This is a genomic window from Phenylobacterium sp., from assembly GCF_030680185.1.
Classification (GTDB): domain Bacteria; phylum Pseudomonadota; class Alphaproteobacteria; order Caulobacterales; family Caulobacteraceae; genus Phenylobacterium.
In genome coordinates this window covers 49,553-64,174 of record NZ_JAUXVZ010000056.1, presented here as the reverse complement: position 1 = coordinate 64,174, position 14,622 = coordinate 49,553, and the positions used below count along the sequence as shown (strand labels likewise).

Here is a 14,622-nt window from a genome sequence, read left to right as displayed (position 1 = left end):
CATTCGCCCTGAAACATTGCGTGATGAGCCACGCACGGATCAGCCATGGCGGCGTCAGATCGCCGGGCCCCAATCAGGAGAGTGCGCGTGACGGATTCCATCCCCGGCCTGCATCCGGCCCCCACCCGCCATGCCGGCCTCCTGGCCTGGGTCGAAAAGATCGCCGCCAAGACCCGGCCCGACCGCGTCCACTGGTGCGACGGCTCCGAAGCCGAAAAGACCGCCATCGTCGCCGACCTGATCGGCAAGGGCACGCTGCGCGAACTGGACCAGACCAAGCGCCCCGGCTGCTACTACGCCGCCTCGGACCCCAAGGACGTGGCCCGGGTCGAGAGTCGCACCTTCATCTGCTCCGCCGACAAGATCGACGCCGGCCCGACCAACAACTGGTCCGACGCCGCCGAGATGCGCCAGCGCCTCGACGGCCTGTTCGACGGCTGCATGGTCGGCCGCACCATGTATGTCGTGCCGTTCTCGATGGGCCCGCTCGGCTCTGACCTCAGCGCCCTCGGCGTCGAGATCACCGACAGCGGCTATGTCGCCGTCTCGATGGGCATCATGACCCGCATGGGCCAGCCGGTGCTGGACCTGATGGGCACCGACGGCGTCTTCGTGCCCGCCGTGCATACGCTGGGCGCGCCGCTGGCCGAGGGCCAGGCCGATGTGCCGTGGCCCTGCAACGCCGACAAATGGATCGTCCACTTCCCCGAGACGCGCGAGATCTGGTCCTACGGCTCGGGCTATGGCGGCAACGCCCTGCTGGGCAAGAAATGCTACGCCCTGCGCATCGCCTCGGTCATGGCCCGCGACGAGGGCTGGCTGGCCGAGCATATGCTGATCCTCAAGCTGACCGACCCGAAGGGCCGCGCCAAATACGTCGCCGCCGCCTTCCCCTCGGCCTGCGGCAAGACCAATCTGGCCATGCTGCAGCCGACCATTCCGGGCTGGACCGCCGAAACCATCGGCGACGACATCGCCTGGATGCGCTTCGGTGACGACGGTCGCCTGTACGCCGTGAACCCCGAGGCCGGCTTCTTCGGCGTCGCGCCGGGCACCAGCCGCAACACCAATGGCAACGCCCTGGCGACCATGGGGTCCAACACCGTCTTCACCAATACGGCCCTGACCGCCGACAACGACGTCTGGTGGGAAGGCCTGACCAAGACCGCGCCCGAGGGCCTGACCAACTGGAAGGGTGTGCCCCACGACCCCGCCTCGGGTGAGCCCGCCGCCCATCCCAACGCCCGTTTCGCCGCTCCGGCCGCGCAATGCCCGACCATCGCGCCGGAATGGGAAGATCCGAAGGGTGTGCCGATCGACGCCATCCTGTTCGGTGGCCGCCGCGCCTCGGCCGTGCCGCTGGTCACCGAGGCCTTTGACTGGGAGCATGGCGTGTTCATGGGCTCGTCGGTCGCCTCGGAAGGCACCGCCGCCGCCGAGAACGCCATCGGCACCCTGCGCCGCGATCCCTTCGCGATGCTGCCCTTCTGCGGCTACAACATGGGCGACTATTTCGCCCACTGGCTGTCGATGGCCGGCAAGACCGAGGCCGCCAAACTGCCGCGGCTCTATTTCGTCAACTGGTTCCGCAAGAATGACGACGGCCAGTTCGTCTGGCCCGGCTTTGGCGACAACGCCCGCGTGTTGAAGTGGATCGCCGAACGCCTCGACGGCGAGGCCGAAGCCGTCGACACCCCGGTCGGTCGTGTTCCGACCCGCGAGGCGCTGGACCTGTCGGGCCTGAGCCTTTCGGACACCGATCTGTCGACCCTGCTGGACGTCGACGCCGAGGTCTGGGCCGAGGAGGCCTCGCTGATCCCGGAATTCTATGCCCAGTTCGGCGACCGCCTGCCCCGCGCCCTGTGGGACCAGCACGCCGCGCTGACCGCCCGCATCGACGCCCGCCGGGCCTCGGCGATCGCCGCCGAGTAATATCGCGCCTTGCAATCGAAGCGCGGGCGGTCGATCTGATCGCCCGTGGCTTCCTCTCCAGACGTGATCGTCATCGGCGCCGGCGTGCTCGGCCTCTGCACCGCGGCCGAACTGGCGGTGCGCGGCCATGCCGTGACGATTCTCGACCCCGGCGCGCCGAATGCCTCGTCCATTGCCGCCGGGATGATCGCGCCGGCACTGGAATCGCTGCTCGAGGACTTACCGCCGGAGCGCGCGACCCTGCTGAAGCGGGCTCGTGACCTGTGGCCGGCCTTCGCCGAGACCCACGCGCTGCGGCTTCTCCGTGAAGGTGCCGACTGGCGCGGTCCTGAGCCCGAGCGCGCCGTCGCCCGCCTTAAAACGCTCGGCTTTGACGCCCGGACGGATCGGGGCGGTCTGACCACCACGGCCGACTGGCGCATTGAGGTCGGCCCGACCCTGAAGGCCCTGGCGCGAGCGCCCGGCCTGGTCGTGGTGAAGGGGGAGATCGCCCGTTTGACCGGGGACGCACTGCGCTGGAGAGTCGAAGCCAGTGATGGTCGTGTCTGGTTCACCCCCACGGTGGTGCTGGCCACCGGTGCCGGAGACCCGATTGCCGGCCTGCCGGACGCTGTCGCCGCCAGCGTGGCTGCGATCCTGCCGATCCGGGGTCAGTTGACCTTTGTCGCGACACCGCCCCCGCCCCGGGTGATCCGAGGCCCGGGGATCTATGCCGCCCCCTGCGATGGTGGGGTCGTCATCGGCGCGACCATGGAGCCGGGGCGGCGCGATCTGGATCCCGATCCGGTCGAGGCCGCGAGACAGGTCGCGGCGGGACTGGCGCTCCTTGACGCGACCGGCGAGGCCGGAGTGACCCGCGTGGGCATTCGCGGCGCGACCGCCGACGGCCTGCCGTTGGCCGGTCCCACCGGTGAGCCGGGCCTGTACCTGGCCCTCGCCCCCCGCCGCAACGGCTGGCTGATGGGGCCGCTGGTCGCGCGCATCACGGCGGACGGGATCGAGGGCCGCCCGCCCGTGGCGGACGCCGCCGCCCTCGACCCGCTCAGGTTCGCCTGATCAGTCTTCCGGCAGGTTGAAGCGCAGGTTGATGTTGACCCTCGAGCCCTCCGCCGCGCCGTTGACGGTACGCGGGTTGATCCGGAAATAGCGCGAAAGGCCCTCTGCCGCCCGGCCGAAGCCATAGCCGCCCGGCGTCTCGCTGGTGACATTGCAGTCGGTCACGGCCCCCGAGGGCAGCACCAGACAGTTCAGCGACGCCGATCCGACCACGCCGGCGGCAATCGCCCGTTGAGGGTAGGCCCGCATCATCTGATCGCCCGACGGTTGGCGTGACCAGCTGGGATTGCGGATAACCGCGGGCGGTTGCGGGCGGACGGGTTCGACCGGCCTGGCGTCGGGAACTGGATCGGGTGAGACCTTCGTCGTCGTGATCGTAGTGCTGTCGGCAACGGTCTCGCCCTGGGTTACGGCCACAGGCTCCACGTCGGGTGTGGTCGCCGTTGTCTCGTTGACCCGGGTGTTGGGCGGCGCGGGAAGGGGCTTGGGTTGCGGCACCGGCATGGGCAACCGCTCGAAGGTGACCTCGATCGGGTCAGGTTGAGCCAAGGCTTTGATCTGCGGCATTTCGAACCGCTGATAGTACATCGCCGTGCCGAGGCCGACGTGGGCCGCGACGACGATACCGGTCGCGATCCAGGTCGCTTTCGAGAATCTCGGGCTCGTGCGTTCGTGGAAGTCGATCGGGCTCACCATTCCGGGGCCGTCCGCTGTCTTGATCATCATGGCCGTCTCTTCCCTGTCTTTCGCTGCCCCCACAGCGTCCCAAGGCGAAGTTGAGCGCTGACCTGACGGCAAGTTTGGGGCGAGCCCTGCCTTGAAAGCGCCACCGTGGCGACGGCCGCCCGAAGGTTAAGAGGTTGTGGACGCAAAGGTCGCTGTTAGGATTTGATTAACCACGAACCCCCAGCGTCATGACTCATGAATATCGGAGCGATTCCATCCGCCGGCGGAGTTGAGGCAGCCATTCGGCGCGCCTCGAACGCGACCGGCGTGGACGCTGACTTTCTGGTCCGGACGGCGCGGCGGGAAAGCGCGATGAATCCGGCTGCCCGGGCCCGCACATCGTCGGCGGCGGGCCTGTTCCAGTTCATTGAACAGACCTGGCTCGGGACGGTTAAGGCTCACGGTGCCAAACACGGCTACGGCCAATATGCCGACCTGATCTACCGCGGTGGGGATGGGCGCTGGAAGGTCGAGGGCTCGGCGCGCAACGTGGTGCTGGACCTGCGCTTCGATCCCCAGGCGGCCTCGACCATGGCGGCCGAGCTGACGGCGTCAAACGCGGCATATCTGCGGGGTCGTTCGGGGCGGGAGCCCGGCGCGGGCGATCTGTACGCCGCCCACTTCCTGGGACCGGCCGGCGCGGCGCAGTTGATGGACGCCATGGAGCGGCGGCCGACGGCCAGCGCGGTTTCGCTGTTCCCGCAAGCCGCCGCGGCCAACCGGTCGATCTTCTATCGCGACGGCCGCCCGGCCACGGTGGCCGAGGTTCATGCCAATCTGCAGCGCAGCGCGGGCGACGGGGCACCGGCGGCCATGCGGCCGTCACAGGCGATTCCGGACCTGTCCGAGCGCGATCAGATGCTGGCGGCGCGGCTGGATCGCCTCAAGCAGGACCAGAGTCTTCTGGCCCTGCTGCTGGGCCAGGACGGCGAGGGCAAGGGCAGCGGCTTCGGCGGTGCCTTTGGTCCGGAAACCAGCAAGAGTATCTGATCCCGAATCCGACGATGGTGAACCGCCCGTTAAGGATGGCGGGCTGATGCTGACCGGCAAAGCCTGGACCTGATCATGACCGCCTATCGCGCCCGACTGACCGAGATCGACATCCGCCGCCTGATCAAGGCGACCGACGCGGACGAGCGGGCCGCCGCGGCCCATAAATTGTGCCGCAGCATGGACAAGGCCGACCTCCACGACGAGGACCGCGAGGCCGCGCAGAAAATCCTGCGCATGCTTGCCCAGGACGCGGCCGAACTGGTGCGGCGCGCCATGGCCGTGACACTCAAGTCATCGGACCTGATTCCCCGCGACGTCGCCCGCAAGCTGGCAGCCGACGTCGACAGCGTCGCCCTGCCGGTGATCAATTTCTCTCCGGCCTTTTCCGATGAGGACCTGATCGAGATCGTTCAGGCCGGATCGGCCGTACGTCAGGTGGCCGTGGCGGGCCGGCCCGGGGTCGGTCGCGACGTGGCGACCACGCTTGCCGAGGTCGGCTGTGAACAGGCCGTGCGGACCCTGGCCTCCAATGACAATGCTGACTTGGCCGAGGCCGCGCTGGGGCGTTGTATCGACCGCTTCGGGACCTCGCCCGAGATCATCGCCGCCATCGCCTATCGACAGGTGCTGCCGCTGTCCGTGACCGAACGGCTGGTCGAACTGGCCTCCGAAGCCGTGCGCGAGCATCTGGTGACGCGCCACGCCGTGGCTCCCGAGACCGCCATCCGTCTGGCCGCCTTCGCCCGAGAGCGGGCCACGGTCGATCTGGTGGATCAGGCGTCCAGTCAGGCCGACCTGCCGCAGTTTGTGGCCAAGTTGAACGCCCGTCGGGTGCTGACCGCCTCCCTGCTGCTTCGCGCCCTGGCGCGGGGGCAGATGGCGTTGTTCGAACATGGCATGGCCGAGCTGGCCGGGGCTCCACACGCGCGGGCCTGGCTGATGATCCACGATGCCGGGCCGCTGGGCCTGAAAGCCATCTACGACCGCGCGGGCCTGCCGCCCCGCCTGTTCCAGGCCTATCGGGCGGGCGTCGATACCTGGCGCACCCTGCAGGCCGAAGGGGCGGACACATCAGGTGACGGTTTCCGTCAACAGATGCTGGAGCGCTTCCTGACCCAGCGTCCGAACGCGCCGCGTGAAGATCTGGCCTATCTGATGGAGCGGCTGGATCATGATCCGCTGCCCGCCCGGGCCCAGGTCAGCGCTGCGGCCTGACAGCAAAACGCCCGCCGAAGGCGGGCGTCAGCCTGTTCATGGTACCGGAAAGTCGCCTCAGCCGAGGTGGTCGGCGACCCGTGCTTCCAGCGTTTCAGCCAGGATCTTGCCGACCGGATGATCGTCGGTCTTGATTTCATCCCGAACCACGGCCTTGATGGCGTCGATATGGGCGTCGAGCAGCACGACCGGCGCGGCCGTGCGCTTTACGGGATCGTCCATCATCTTGCAGAGCGAACCGGCGAGGCGGGTGACCAGCGGATACTGGTAGGTCGTGCCCAGTCCTTTCAGGTCGTGAGCGCGGAAATACAGGGCTTCCGCCGTCGCGGTGTTGTAGCCAAGGGTGCGGATGTCGGTCTGGGCCTTGTCCAGTTTGGTGATCTCATCCTGAAGCCACTGTCCGAACTGCGCGGACATTGCCTTGAGGGCCTCTTCGGCCTTGGCGATGGCACCGGCGTCGATGCCTCCAAAGCCGCCACCGACCTTCATGCGAAGGGTATTGGGCGGGCGAATAACCTGGGCCGGGTTGCTCACGGATGACTCCTGCGGACGGACTGAGCCAACCCTTGCACCGGTCTCCTTAAAAAGCGGTGCACAACCGTCAGGAAGTGAACTGCTCTGCCAGAACCCGCTCCTCGAACGACCGACCGGCGTCGAAGAGCATGGTCAGGGCGATGTCGCGGCGTTCCCGGACCTCGACCCGGGCCACACGCCGGATCTCGAAATCATCGGCCGTGGCGCTTACGGGCCGTTTGTCGGGCTCCAGCACCTCGAAACACACCTTCGATTGATGGGGCAACAGGGCACCGCGCCAGCGCCGGGGCCGGAAGGCGCTGATCGGTGTCAATGCCAGCACCCTGGAGTCGAGCGGAATGATCGGGCCGTGCGCCGACAGATTGTAGGCGGTGGACCCGGCCGCGGTCGCCAGCATACAGCCGTCGCAGGACAATTCCTCCAGCCGCACGCGGCCGTCGACCGAGATCCGCAGCTTGGCGCTCTGGCGGGTCTGACGCAGCAGGGAGACCTCATTGATCGCCAGGCCGCTGTGCGCCTGGCCGGCTTCGGTCCAGGCGTCCATCTGCAGGGGGTGGATGACGGCGCGCCCCGCGCCCGCCAGCCGCTCCAGCAGTCCTTCTTCCTCGAACTCATTCATCAGGAAGCCGACCGAGCCACGGTTCATGCCGAACACCGGGGTCCGTCGTTCCATGACGGTGTGAAGCGTCTCGAGCATGAAACCGTCACCACCGAGGGCGACAATAACCTGGGCCTGGTCCGGCTCGACGGAGCCATATCGCGCGGTCAGCCGCTCACGGGCTGCCTGGGCCTCGGGTCGATCCGAGGCGGCGAAGGCGATGCGGATGGGGGCCGGCGCAGGATCAGTCACGCCCACACGCAAGCCGAGCCGGAAGGCGAAGTCAAACGGCGGTTTTCAGTTGGCCGTGATCACCACCGGACAGAACCTTGAAAGACCGCGCCGCAGAGCCTTGCGACAGGGTGCCTCGCAGCCAGATCGCTTCCCCGCGATCCCCGGGCAGAGACCCGTTGAGTTTGCGCAGCTCGACCAGCAGGGTCGGGAACACCGCGCGGTCGATCCCGACGGCGGCGCAGGCGTAGTACAGGGCTTCCGGCGAGGGTGCCGACAGGGCGGAGCGCACCTGACCGACGGAGAATCCGCCCAGGGCTGCCAGGCCGTGAGAGAACAGACTCAGCCGCTTTTCGCGGACGGCCCGGATAAGAAGACCCGCGCGCAGCTGCCCGGCGGATTGCAGCTTGTCGATCAGCCGTCGCTCCATCTCGTCGCGGTCGCCCTGGTCCTCCGGGTTCTGTTCATGACCGGCGGGACGGGTCACGCCTTGCACGGCGTCCCGAACGGCTATGCCGAGGGCCTGCTCGTCGATTGTGAAGCGGGTGGCAATCGCCTGACGCAGGGCCGTTCCAACCCACTCGTACAACTGCTCGGCCAGGGCCTCGGTAAGCAGCGGATGGCGGGTCAGGGGGCCGCGCAGCGCGGCGATACGGCGGGAGTGTTCGACCAGCCGGCGGACTCCTTCCGTGCTGATCTCCGCAGTGCGGTTGGTTGTCAGGGCCATGAGCACCGCGGGCTCCGCCCGGTCGATCACGGCGTCGGCGACACGGCCGCTGATCTGCGGGCGGCGGGCGACGGAGATCTGGTGCTCGAGGGACGCCTCGATCAGAACACGCAACAGATCATCGTCCTGCAGGATGGGACTGAACTCGAGGATCGGTCGGGCGATTTCGATTTCGTCGAGGGCGAGGACGTTGACGAGCGCCGCGGGGGCCCATTCCGCGTGAGCCAGCTTCTCGGACAGCACCTTGCGCACGTCGCGCTCAGCCTGACGGGCCAGGGTCAGAAATATCTCGCAGAGCACCGGAGAAACGTCGACAGACGGCGGGCAGGCGTCGCACAGGGCCACGACACCCAACAGCAGTCGCTGGCGGGCCTCGGTACTGGGGTCGTGGGCGAGCGCCAACAGATCGCCGAGGCGCGGCGTGGGGCCGGCGGCGTGACTGGCAGGCACGAGTTGGACGAGAACCACAGGCGTCTCCGACGCGCCGACGATGGGACGGACCATACAACGCTAGGCCGAGCCCACTAAGACGCGGTTAACGGAAGCTGAATCTTGACGTCGGCTTCACACGGGTCGAGCGTGTGTGGCCAATCAGAACGAGGACTGCTCCCATGGCCGACGGCACCGCTGCTTCCCTGAAATCCAGGGTGTCCGAGGCGGAGTGGACCGTCCGCGTCGAACTGGCGGCCCTGTACCGCCTGGTGGCCCTGCATGGCTGGGACGACATGATCTTCACTCATATTTCGGCCCGGGTGCCGGGGCCGGAACACCATTTTCTGATCAATCCGTACGGCTTCTATTTCGAGGAGATGACGGCGTCCTGCCTGGTCAAGGTCGATCTGGACGGGAACATCGTTCAGGACACCACCAGCTTCATCAATCCGGCCGGCTTCACCATCCATTCGGCCGTTCACGCCGCACGCGAGGACGCTCGTTTCGTCATCCACCTGCACACGGTGGCCGGTGTCGGCGTGGCGGCGCAGACCGAGGGCCTGCTGCCTATCGGTCAGAACGCCTGCCTGCTGCAGCATCAGGTCGCCTATCACGGCTATGAGGGGCTGGCGTTGAACCATGAGGAGCGCGAGCGGCTGGTGGCCGATCTGGGCGACAAGCCGCTGATGCTGCTGCGCAACCACGGTACCCTCGCGGTGGGCCAGACGGCGGCGGCGGCCTGGATCGGCATGTTCTTCCTTGAGCGTGCCTGTGCCCAGCAGGTCGCGGCCCTGTCCGGCGGCCGGGAGCATGTCCTGTTCGCCCCCGACGCCGCCCAGGCGGAGACAAGGGAGCAGGGCAAGGGCATCGGCTTTATTTCATCCCTGGCCTGGCCGGGGGCCCTGCGCATGCTCGACCGCAAGTCGCCGGGCTACGACGTGTGAAACCGGTCGGCGGTCTTCTGGCCGCAACGGCCCTTCTGGCGGTCGCCGGGCCCGCCATCGCGGGCCCATGGACGCAAGCCAGGGGCAAGGGCCAACTGATCGCCAAATTTGAGGACATGCGGGCCGACCGTGGCTTCGACATGGATGGATTGCTCGCCGATCTTCCGGCGGAGCGCCGGGACACGGTCGCGGGGGTGTTTGCGGAGTACGGCATCACTGACCGGTTGACGGTGCAGTTCAAGGGCGACTGGCAGTCGGGCGAGGATGCTTTTGTCGACTATGAGGGGCGGGGACCCGCCGAGATCGGGGTGACCTGGCAGGTGTGGCGTGCCGAGCGCTCGGCGGTCAGCCTGTACGTCGGCTATGCCGACGGAGGGGAGGGGCGCAACGCCGGCTATGCCGCGCCCGGTATCGGTGACAACGACTGGGAGGTACGGGCGGCGGTGGGTCGTTCCTTCGGCGGCTCCGGGCGCTGGGGCCTGACCGGCTCTTTCGTCGACCTGCAGGCGGCGCGCCGTATGCGACAGGGCTTGCTGGACGAAACCCGGGTCGATGCGACCGCCGGGGTGCACCTCAACGCGGACTGGATGGTGTTGGCTCAGGCCTATGGCGGACAAGCTGATGAGGGGGGCCCACGCTGGCTGTCTGTCGAAGCTTCGGTGGTGCGCGATCTTGGCGACTGGAGCTTACAGGCCGGTTGGCGCCAGGCGATCTCGGGCCGGGAGACCCCGGAAAGCCGCGGACCCGTTATCGCGCTCTGGCGGCGCTTCTGAGCGCGGCCTTTCAGAACGCCTTTCCGGCGACGGAAAGGGAAACAGCATCCGTTACATGAACTTTGATTGCGTCGACGGCGAGAGCCGCTAAGTCGGCTCGTTCAATCTCCAGAGAGCCTGCCGCGTGATCAAACGCCACTTCTTTATCGTCGCCGCTGCAGTCTTGCTGGGGCTGATGATTGTGGCCGTCGTCCTGAGGGTGGCCTTCGCCGGTGACGAGAAGGCCGGCGACGGTCCGGGCGGACGGGGCGGGCCCGGCGGAGGGCGCGGACAGACGGTCTCGGAAGCGGTGATCGGTGTTCGCTCCTTCACCGACGAGATCCGGGTGCTGGGCGTCGCGCGTGGCCGCCGCTCGGTCAATATCACCTCCTCCACCAGCGAGCTGATCACTCGGGTCCTGTTCACCGACGGCCAGCGCGTCCGGGCGGGAGCTCCCCTCGTCGAGCTGCAGGCGCGCGAGGAGGACGCCGGGATTATCCAGGCCCGCGCCCAGGTGGCCCAGGCCCAGCGCCAGTACGACCGATTCAGTGCCCTGGCCGAACGCGGCATCGCGCCCCGGGTGAGCGCTGAGGATGCCCTGACCGGACTTGAGAGCGCCCAGGCCCAGCTGTCCGCGGCCGAGGCCCGGCGCGGCGACCGGTTGATCCGGGCCCCCTTTGCCGGCGTACTGGGGCTCAGCACGGTGACGGCCGGCACCCTGGTCAGTCCGGGCGGCGTCATCACCACGCTCGACGACATTGATGTCGTCCGCGTCGATTTTCCGGTGCCGGAACGGTACCTCGGGGTGCTGCGGGTCGGGACGCCGATCTCGGGCCGGATCGAAGCCTATGGCGACACGACCTTCCCCGGCCGCATCGCCCTGATCGACACCCGCGTGAACGAACAGACCCGTTCGGTGACGGCACGGGCCGAAATCCCCAACCCCGGCGCGCGCATCCGGCCGGGCATGGCGATCCGCGTGGCCATCCAGCAGGGCGTGAGAACGGCCCCCGCGGCACCCGAGGGTGCGGTCCAGTATGAAGGACAGGGTGCCTTCGTCTATCGAATCGCCGCGGGCGCGCGCGGCACGACGGCGCAGCGCGTCGAGGTCGAGACCGGCGCGGTCGAGGGCGGCTATGTCGAAATCCTTTCCGGCCTCGCCGCCGGAGACCGGGTCGTCGGGTCGGGGCTGAACCGGATCCAGCCCGGCGCGCCGGTCACGGTGGCCGGTCGCGGTCCGCCCGCCGCGGCCAAGAGCGCCGCTCGATGATGCTCTCCGATCTGGCCGTCCGCCGCCCGGTTTTCGCCGCGGTGGCCGCCATCGCCCTGTGCGTCATCGGAGCCGCGGCGTTCTTCTTCCTGCCCGTGCGCGAACTGCCGGACGTCGATCCGCCCATCGTGTCGGTGAATACCAGCTATGCCGGGGCATCGGCCGAGGTGATCGAGAGCCGGATCACCGAGCCGATCGAGCAGCAGATCGCCGGCATCCAGGGCGTGGAACGCATCAATTCGACCAGCCGGGACGGACGCTCCAACGTCTCGATCGAGTTTTCGCTGGGCCGCAACATCGACGACGCCGCCAATGACGTGCGCGACCGGGTCTCGCGGGTGGTCGGCCGGCTGCCGAACCAGGCCAATCCGCCGGAGGTGGCCAAGGCGGACACCAACAGCCAACCGATCATGATCCTGTTCCTGCGCTCGTCGAAGCTGAACCGGCTGGAGCTGACCGACTACGCCGATCGCTATCTGATCGACCGCCTGGCCACGGTGCCGGGGGTGGCCCAGGTGCAGATCTATGGCGAGCAGCGCTATTCGATGCGCATCTGGCTCGACCCGGCGGCGCTGGCCGCGCGCGGACTGACGGTCACCGACGTTGAAACCGCCCTGACCAGCCAGAACGTCGAGCTTCCGGCCGGCCAGCTGGAATCGGGCGAGAAGAATTACACCGTGCGCGTGGCGCGGAACTACGCCTTTGCCGAGGACTTCCGGCGGTTGCCGATCGGGACGCGCGGCTCTGCCCCGACCGTGACGGCCGGCGCGACGGGCAGTGTCGGCCTGCCCAGTGGCGCGTCGGGGGCGATCCAGGGACAGGGGGCCTATGTCACCCGGCTCGGCGATATCGCCAGGGTGGTTGAAGCCCCTGAAGAGGATCGCCGGCTGTTCCGGGGCAATGGCCTCGACCAGATCGGCCTGGCCGTCACCCGTCAGGCCCAATCCAATGACCTGGCCATTTCCGCGGGCGTCACCGAACTTCTGAAGTCCATCCAGCCCAACCTGCCCGAGGGCGCGGAACTGGTGGTGGGGTCGGACAACTCGGTCTTCACCTCGCACGCCATCGATGAGGTGTGGATCACCATCGGCATCTCGCTGGTGCTGGTCGCTCTGGTCAATTTCGTCTTCCTCGGCAGTATGCGCGCGGCCTTCATTCCCACCGTCGTGGCTCCGATCTGCCTGCTGTCGACCTTTATCGTGCTCGCACCGCTGGGCTTTTCCCTGAACCTCCTGACCCTGCTGGCCATGGTGCTGGCCATCGGACTGGTGGTCGACGACGCCATCGTGGTGACCGAGAATATCCAACGCCGCATCGACCATGGCGAGCCGCCGCTCGTGGCCGCCGAACGCGGTGCGCGTCAGGTCTTCTTCGCCGTGGTGGCCACAACCATCGTTCTGCTGGCGGTGTTCGCGCCGCTGCTGTTCCTGCCCGGCTATGTCGGTCGGCTGTTTGTCGAACTGGCGGCGGCGATCGCCGCGGCGGTGGCCTTTTCGGCCTTCCTCGCTCTCAGCCTGTCGCCGATGCTGGCGTCCCGCATTCTGAGACCCGCCTCGGGTAGTGGCTGGCTGGCGCGCAAGGTCGACCGGGCCATGGACGCGCTGAAGAACTCCTACGCCAACTCCCTTCAGGCGCTGCTGGGCCGGCGGATCGCGGTCGCGGGCGTCGCGGGCCTGATCCTGCTGGTCGCGGGTGGTGCCGCCGGCATGTACCTCACCCTGCCCAACGAACTGGTGCCCCCGGAAGACCGGGGCCGGGTCTCGGTCCGGGTCCAGGGACCTGAAGGGGCGGGCTTCGACACTACGCGCAGGGTCATGCTGGGGCTCGAACCCATTCTGGCCGAGTACAAGGCCAGCGGCGAGGTCGACAGCTATCTGGTGTCCGCGCCGGGCTTCGGGGGTGGCAGTTTCAACTCGGGCAACGCCGTCCTGATTCTCGCCGACTGGTCCAAGCGGGACCGGGCCGCCGATGAGATATCCCAGGAGTTGAACCGGCGTCTCAGGAGCCAGACAGACGCCCAGGTCAACGCCTCGGTGCCGGGGGCCTTCCAACGCGGCGGCGGCAATTCCAACGCGGTCGAAATGGTGGTCACCGGTGGCGAATATGAGGACATCTTCCGCTGGCTGCAGCCGGTGCTGGCGCGCTCGCTCGAGAACCCGGGCTTTTCCCGCCCGCGCCTGAACTATGAACCCAACTCTCCCCGTTTGCTGGTCGATGTGGATCCGGAAAAGGCGGCCGCGCTCGGCGTTTCGGCCCAGTCGATCGGGCGGACGCTGGAGACCATGTTCGGCTCTCGGCGGGCGACCACCTATCTGCGCGGGGGCCAGGAGTATGACGTCATCCTCCAGACTGAACGCGAGAACCGCCGCACAGTGGCGGACCTCGAGGCCCTTTATGTGCCGACCGGCAGCGGGCAACTCGTGCCCCTGTCCGCGGTGGTCACGACCCAGACCTCGGGTGACACACCTGACCGGCGGCGTCTCGACCGCCAGCGGGCCATCACTCTCAGCGCTGACCTGAATCCCGGCATGACCATCGCCGATGCCACCCGGTTCCTGACGGAAGTGTCGCAGGAGCAGCCGCAGGGTGTGGTCAATACCGAATGGGGCGGGGCCGCGCGGGACCAACAGGAAGCCGGCGGTGCCGTCGCGGCAGCCTTCGGCCTGGCCTTGCTGCTGGTCTTCCTGGTGCTGGCTGCCCAGTTTGAAAGCTGGATCACTCCGGCGGTGATCATGCTGACCGTGCCCCTCGCCGCGGCCGGGGGCCTGTTCGGGCTGGTGATGGCGGGCTCAAGCCTCAACATCTACAGCCAGATCGGACTGATCATCCTGATCGGCGTGGCGGCCAAGAACGGCATCCTGATCGTCGAATTCGCCAATCAGCTCCGCGATCAGGGTCGATCGATCCATGACGCCATCATCGAGTCCTCGACGCTGCGCCTGCGCCCGATCATCATGACCTCGATCGCCACCGCCTTCGGTGCCCTGCCGCTGGTGCTGTGGCAGGGGGCGGGGGCCGGCAGCCGACAGACCATCGGTGTGGTGATCTTTGCCGGAGCGATGTTCGCGACCCTGCTGACCCTGTTCGTGGTGCCGGTGATCTACGGGGCCCTGGCGCGCTTCACCAAGTCGCCCGATTACACCGCCCGCAAGATCGAGGAATGGGAGGCGCAGGAACGCACCGCCCATGCCCCCATTCCGGCGGTGGAATAG

Annotated in this window: 12 protein-coding genes; 8 read left to right on the top strand and 4 right to left on the bottom strand. The window is 67.9% G+C overall.

Annotated elements, in window-relative coordinates; all coding sequences use genetic code 11:
* Positions 1–87 precede the first annotated feature (87 nt).
* Both Q8L83_RS16060 and Q8L83_RS16055 read left to right on the top strand, forming a co-directional pair.
* Positions 88–1,932 carry a phosphoenolpyruvate carboxykinase (GTP) gene (locus tag Q8L83_RS16060; RefSeq protein ID WP_305288700.1) on the top strand — a complete coding sequence of 615 codons (1,845 nt, stop codon included), beginning with the start codon at positions 88–90 and terminating at the stop codon, positions 1,930–1,932.
* 63 nt (positions 1,933–1,995) lie between these two features.
* Positions 1,996–2,988 (top strand): FAD-binding oxidoreductase, encoded by a 993-nt coding sequence (locus Q8L83_RS16055; protein WP_305288698.1) that lies wholly within the window; start codon positions 1,996–1,998, stop codon positions 2,986–2,988.
* On the opposite strand, the gene Q8L83_RS16050 is transcribed toward Q8L83_RS16055, so the two are convergent.
* The gene (locus Q8L83_RS16050; protein ID WP_305288696.1) at positions 2,989–3,714 is read right to left on the bottom strand and encodes a TonB family protein; all 726 of its coding nucleotides are present in this window, start codon (positions 3,712–3,714) and stop codon (positions 2,989–2,991) included.
* 195 nt (positions 3,715–3,909) lie between these two features.
* Between Q8L83_RS16050 and Q8L83_RS16045 the strand changes: the two genes are divergently transcribed.
* Together Q8L83_RS16045 and Q8L83_RS16040 are read left to right on the top strand one after the other, a co-directional pair.
* Positions 3,910–4,704, top strand: a complete 795-nt coding sequence (locus tag Q8L83_RS16045) for a transglycosylase SLT domain-containing protein (protein WP_305288694.1) — start codon at positions 3,910–3,912, stop codon at positions 4,702–4,704.
* Between the two features lie 75 nt (positions 4,705–4,779).
* Positions 4,780–5,922: a DUF2336 domain-containing protein gene (locus tag Q8L83_RS16040; RefSeq protein ID WP_305288692.1), complete on the top strand. Its 1,143-nt coding sequence runs from the start codon at positions 4,780–4,782 to the stop codon at positions 5,920–5,922.
* 57 nt (positions 5,923–5,979) lie between these two features.
* Here Q8L83_RS16040 and Q8L83_RS16035 read toward each other — a convergent pair whose 3' ends face one another.
* The 3 genes from Q8L83_RS16035 to Q8L83_RS16025 all read right to left on the bottom strand — a co-directional run bounded on the left by Q8L83_RS16035 (position 5,980) and on the right by Q8L83_RS16025 (position 8,516).
* Entirely contained in the window at positions 5,980–6,456 is a 477-nt protein-coding gene (locus Q8L83_RS16035; RefSeq protein WP_305288690.1) for an Hpt domain-containing protein, read from the bottom strand.
* 67 nt (positions 6,457–6,523) lie between these two features.
* Positions 6,524–7,306: an NAD kinase gene (locus Q8L83_RS16030; RefSeq protein WP_305288688.1), complete on the bottom strand. Its 783-nt coding sequence runs from the start codon at positions 7,304–7,306 to the stop codon at positions 6,524–6,526.
* 31 nt (positions 7,307–7,337) lie between these two features.
* Entirely contained in the window at positions 7,338–8,516 is a 1,179-nt protein-coding gene (locus Q8L83_RS16025; protein WP_305288686.1) for a DUF2336 domain-containing protein, read from the bottom strand.
* Positions 8,517–8,623: 107 nt separating this feature from the next.
* Here Q8L83_RS16025 and Q8L83_RS16020 point away from each other — a divergent pair, with 107 nt between their 5' ends.
* The 4 genes from Q8L83_RS16020 (at position 8,624) to Q8L83_RS16005 (ending at position 14,622) form a co-directional block, all read left to right on the top strand.
* Complete coding sequence (locus tag Q8L83_RS16020; RefSeq protein WP_305288684.1) at positions 8,624–9,388, top strand: class II aldolase/adducin family protein; 765 nt, start codon at positions 8,624–8,626, stop codon at positions 9,386–9,388.
* The gene (locus Q8L83_RS16015; RefSeq protein WP_305288682.1) at positions 9,385–10,161 is read left to right on the top strand and encodes a hypothetical protein; all 777 of its coding nucleotides are present in this window, start codon (positions 9,385–9,387) and stop codon (positions 10,159–10,161) included. Before Q8L83_RS16020 ends, Q8L83_RS16015 begins: the two co-directional genes overlap by 4 nt.
* Positions 10,162–10,285: 124 nt before the next feature.
* Positions 10,286–11,410, top strand: coding sequence for an efflux RND transporter periplasmic adaptor subunit (locus Q8L83_RS16010; RefSeq protein ID WP_305288680.1), 1,125 nt, complete (start codon positions 10,286–10,288; stop codon positions 11,408–11,410).
* On the top strand, positions 11,410–14,622 hold the full coding sequence (locus Q8L83_RS16005; RefSeq protein WP_305288853.1) for an efflux RND transporter permease subunit: 3,213 nt from the start codon (positions 11,410–11,412) through the stop codon (positions 14,620–14,622). The genes Q8L83_RS16010 and Q8L83_RS16005 overlap by 1 nt, the downstream gene beginning before the upstream one ends.

Excerpts from the sequence above, each read along its gene's own strand:
- Q8L83_RS16050 (WP_305288696.1), bottom strand. The coding sequence starts at position 3,714 with ATGATGATCAAGACAGCGGACGGCCCCGGAATGGTGAGCCCGATCGAC.
- Q8L83_RS16045 (WP_305288694.1), top strand. The coding sequence starts at position 3,910 with ATGAATATCGGAGCGATTCCATCCGCCGGCGGAGTTGAGGCAGCCATT.
- Q8L83_RS16040 (WP_305288692.1), top strand. The coding sequence starts at position 4,780 with ATGACCGCCTATCGCGCCCGACTGACCGAGATCGACATCCGCCGCCTG.
- Q8L83_RS16025 (WP_305288686.1), bottom strand. The coding sequence starts at position 8,516 with ATGGTCCGTCCCATCGTCGGCGCGTCGGAGACGCCTGTGGTTCTCGTC.
- Q8L83_RS16020 (WP_305288684.1), top strand. The coding sequence starts at position 8,624 with ATGGCCGACGGCACCGCTGCTTCCCTGAAATCCAGGGTGTCCGAGGCG.
- Q8L83_RS16005 (WP_305288853.1), top strand. The coding sequence starts at position 11,410 with ATGCTCTCCGATCTGGCCGTCCGCCGCCCGGTTTTCGCCGCGGTGGCC.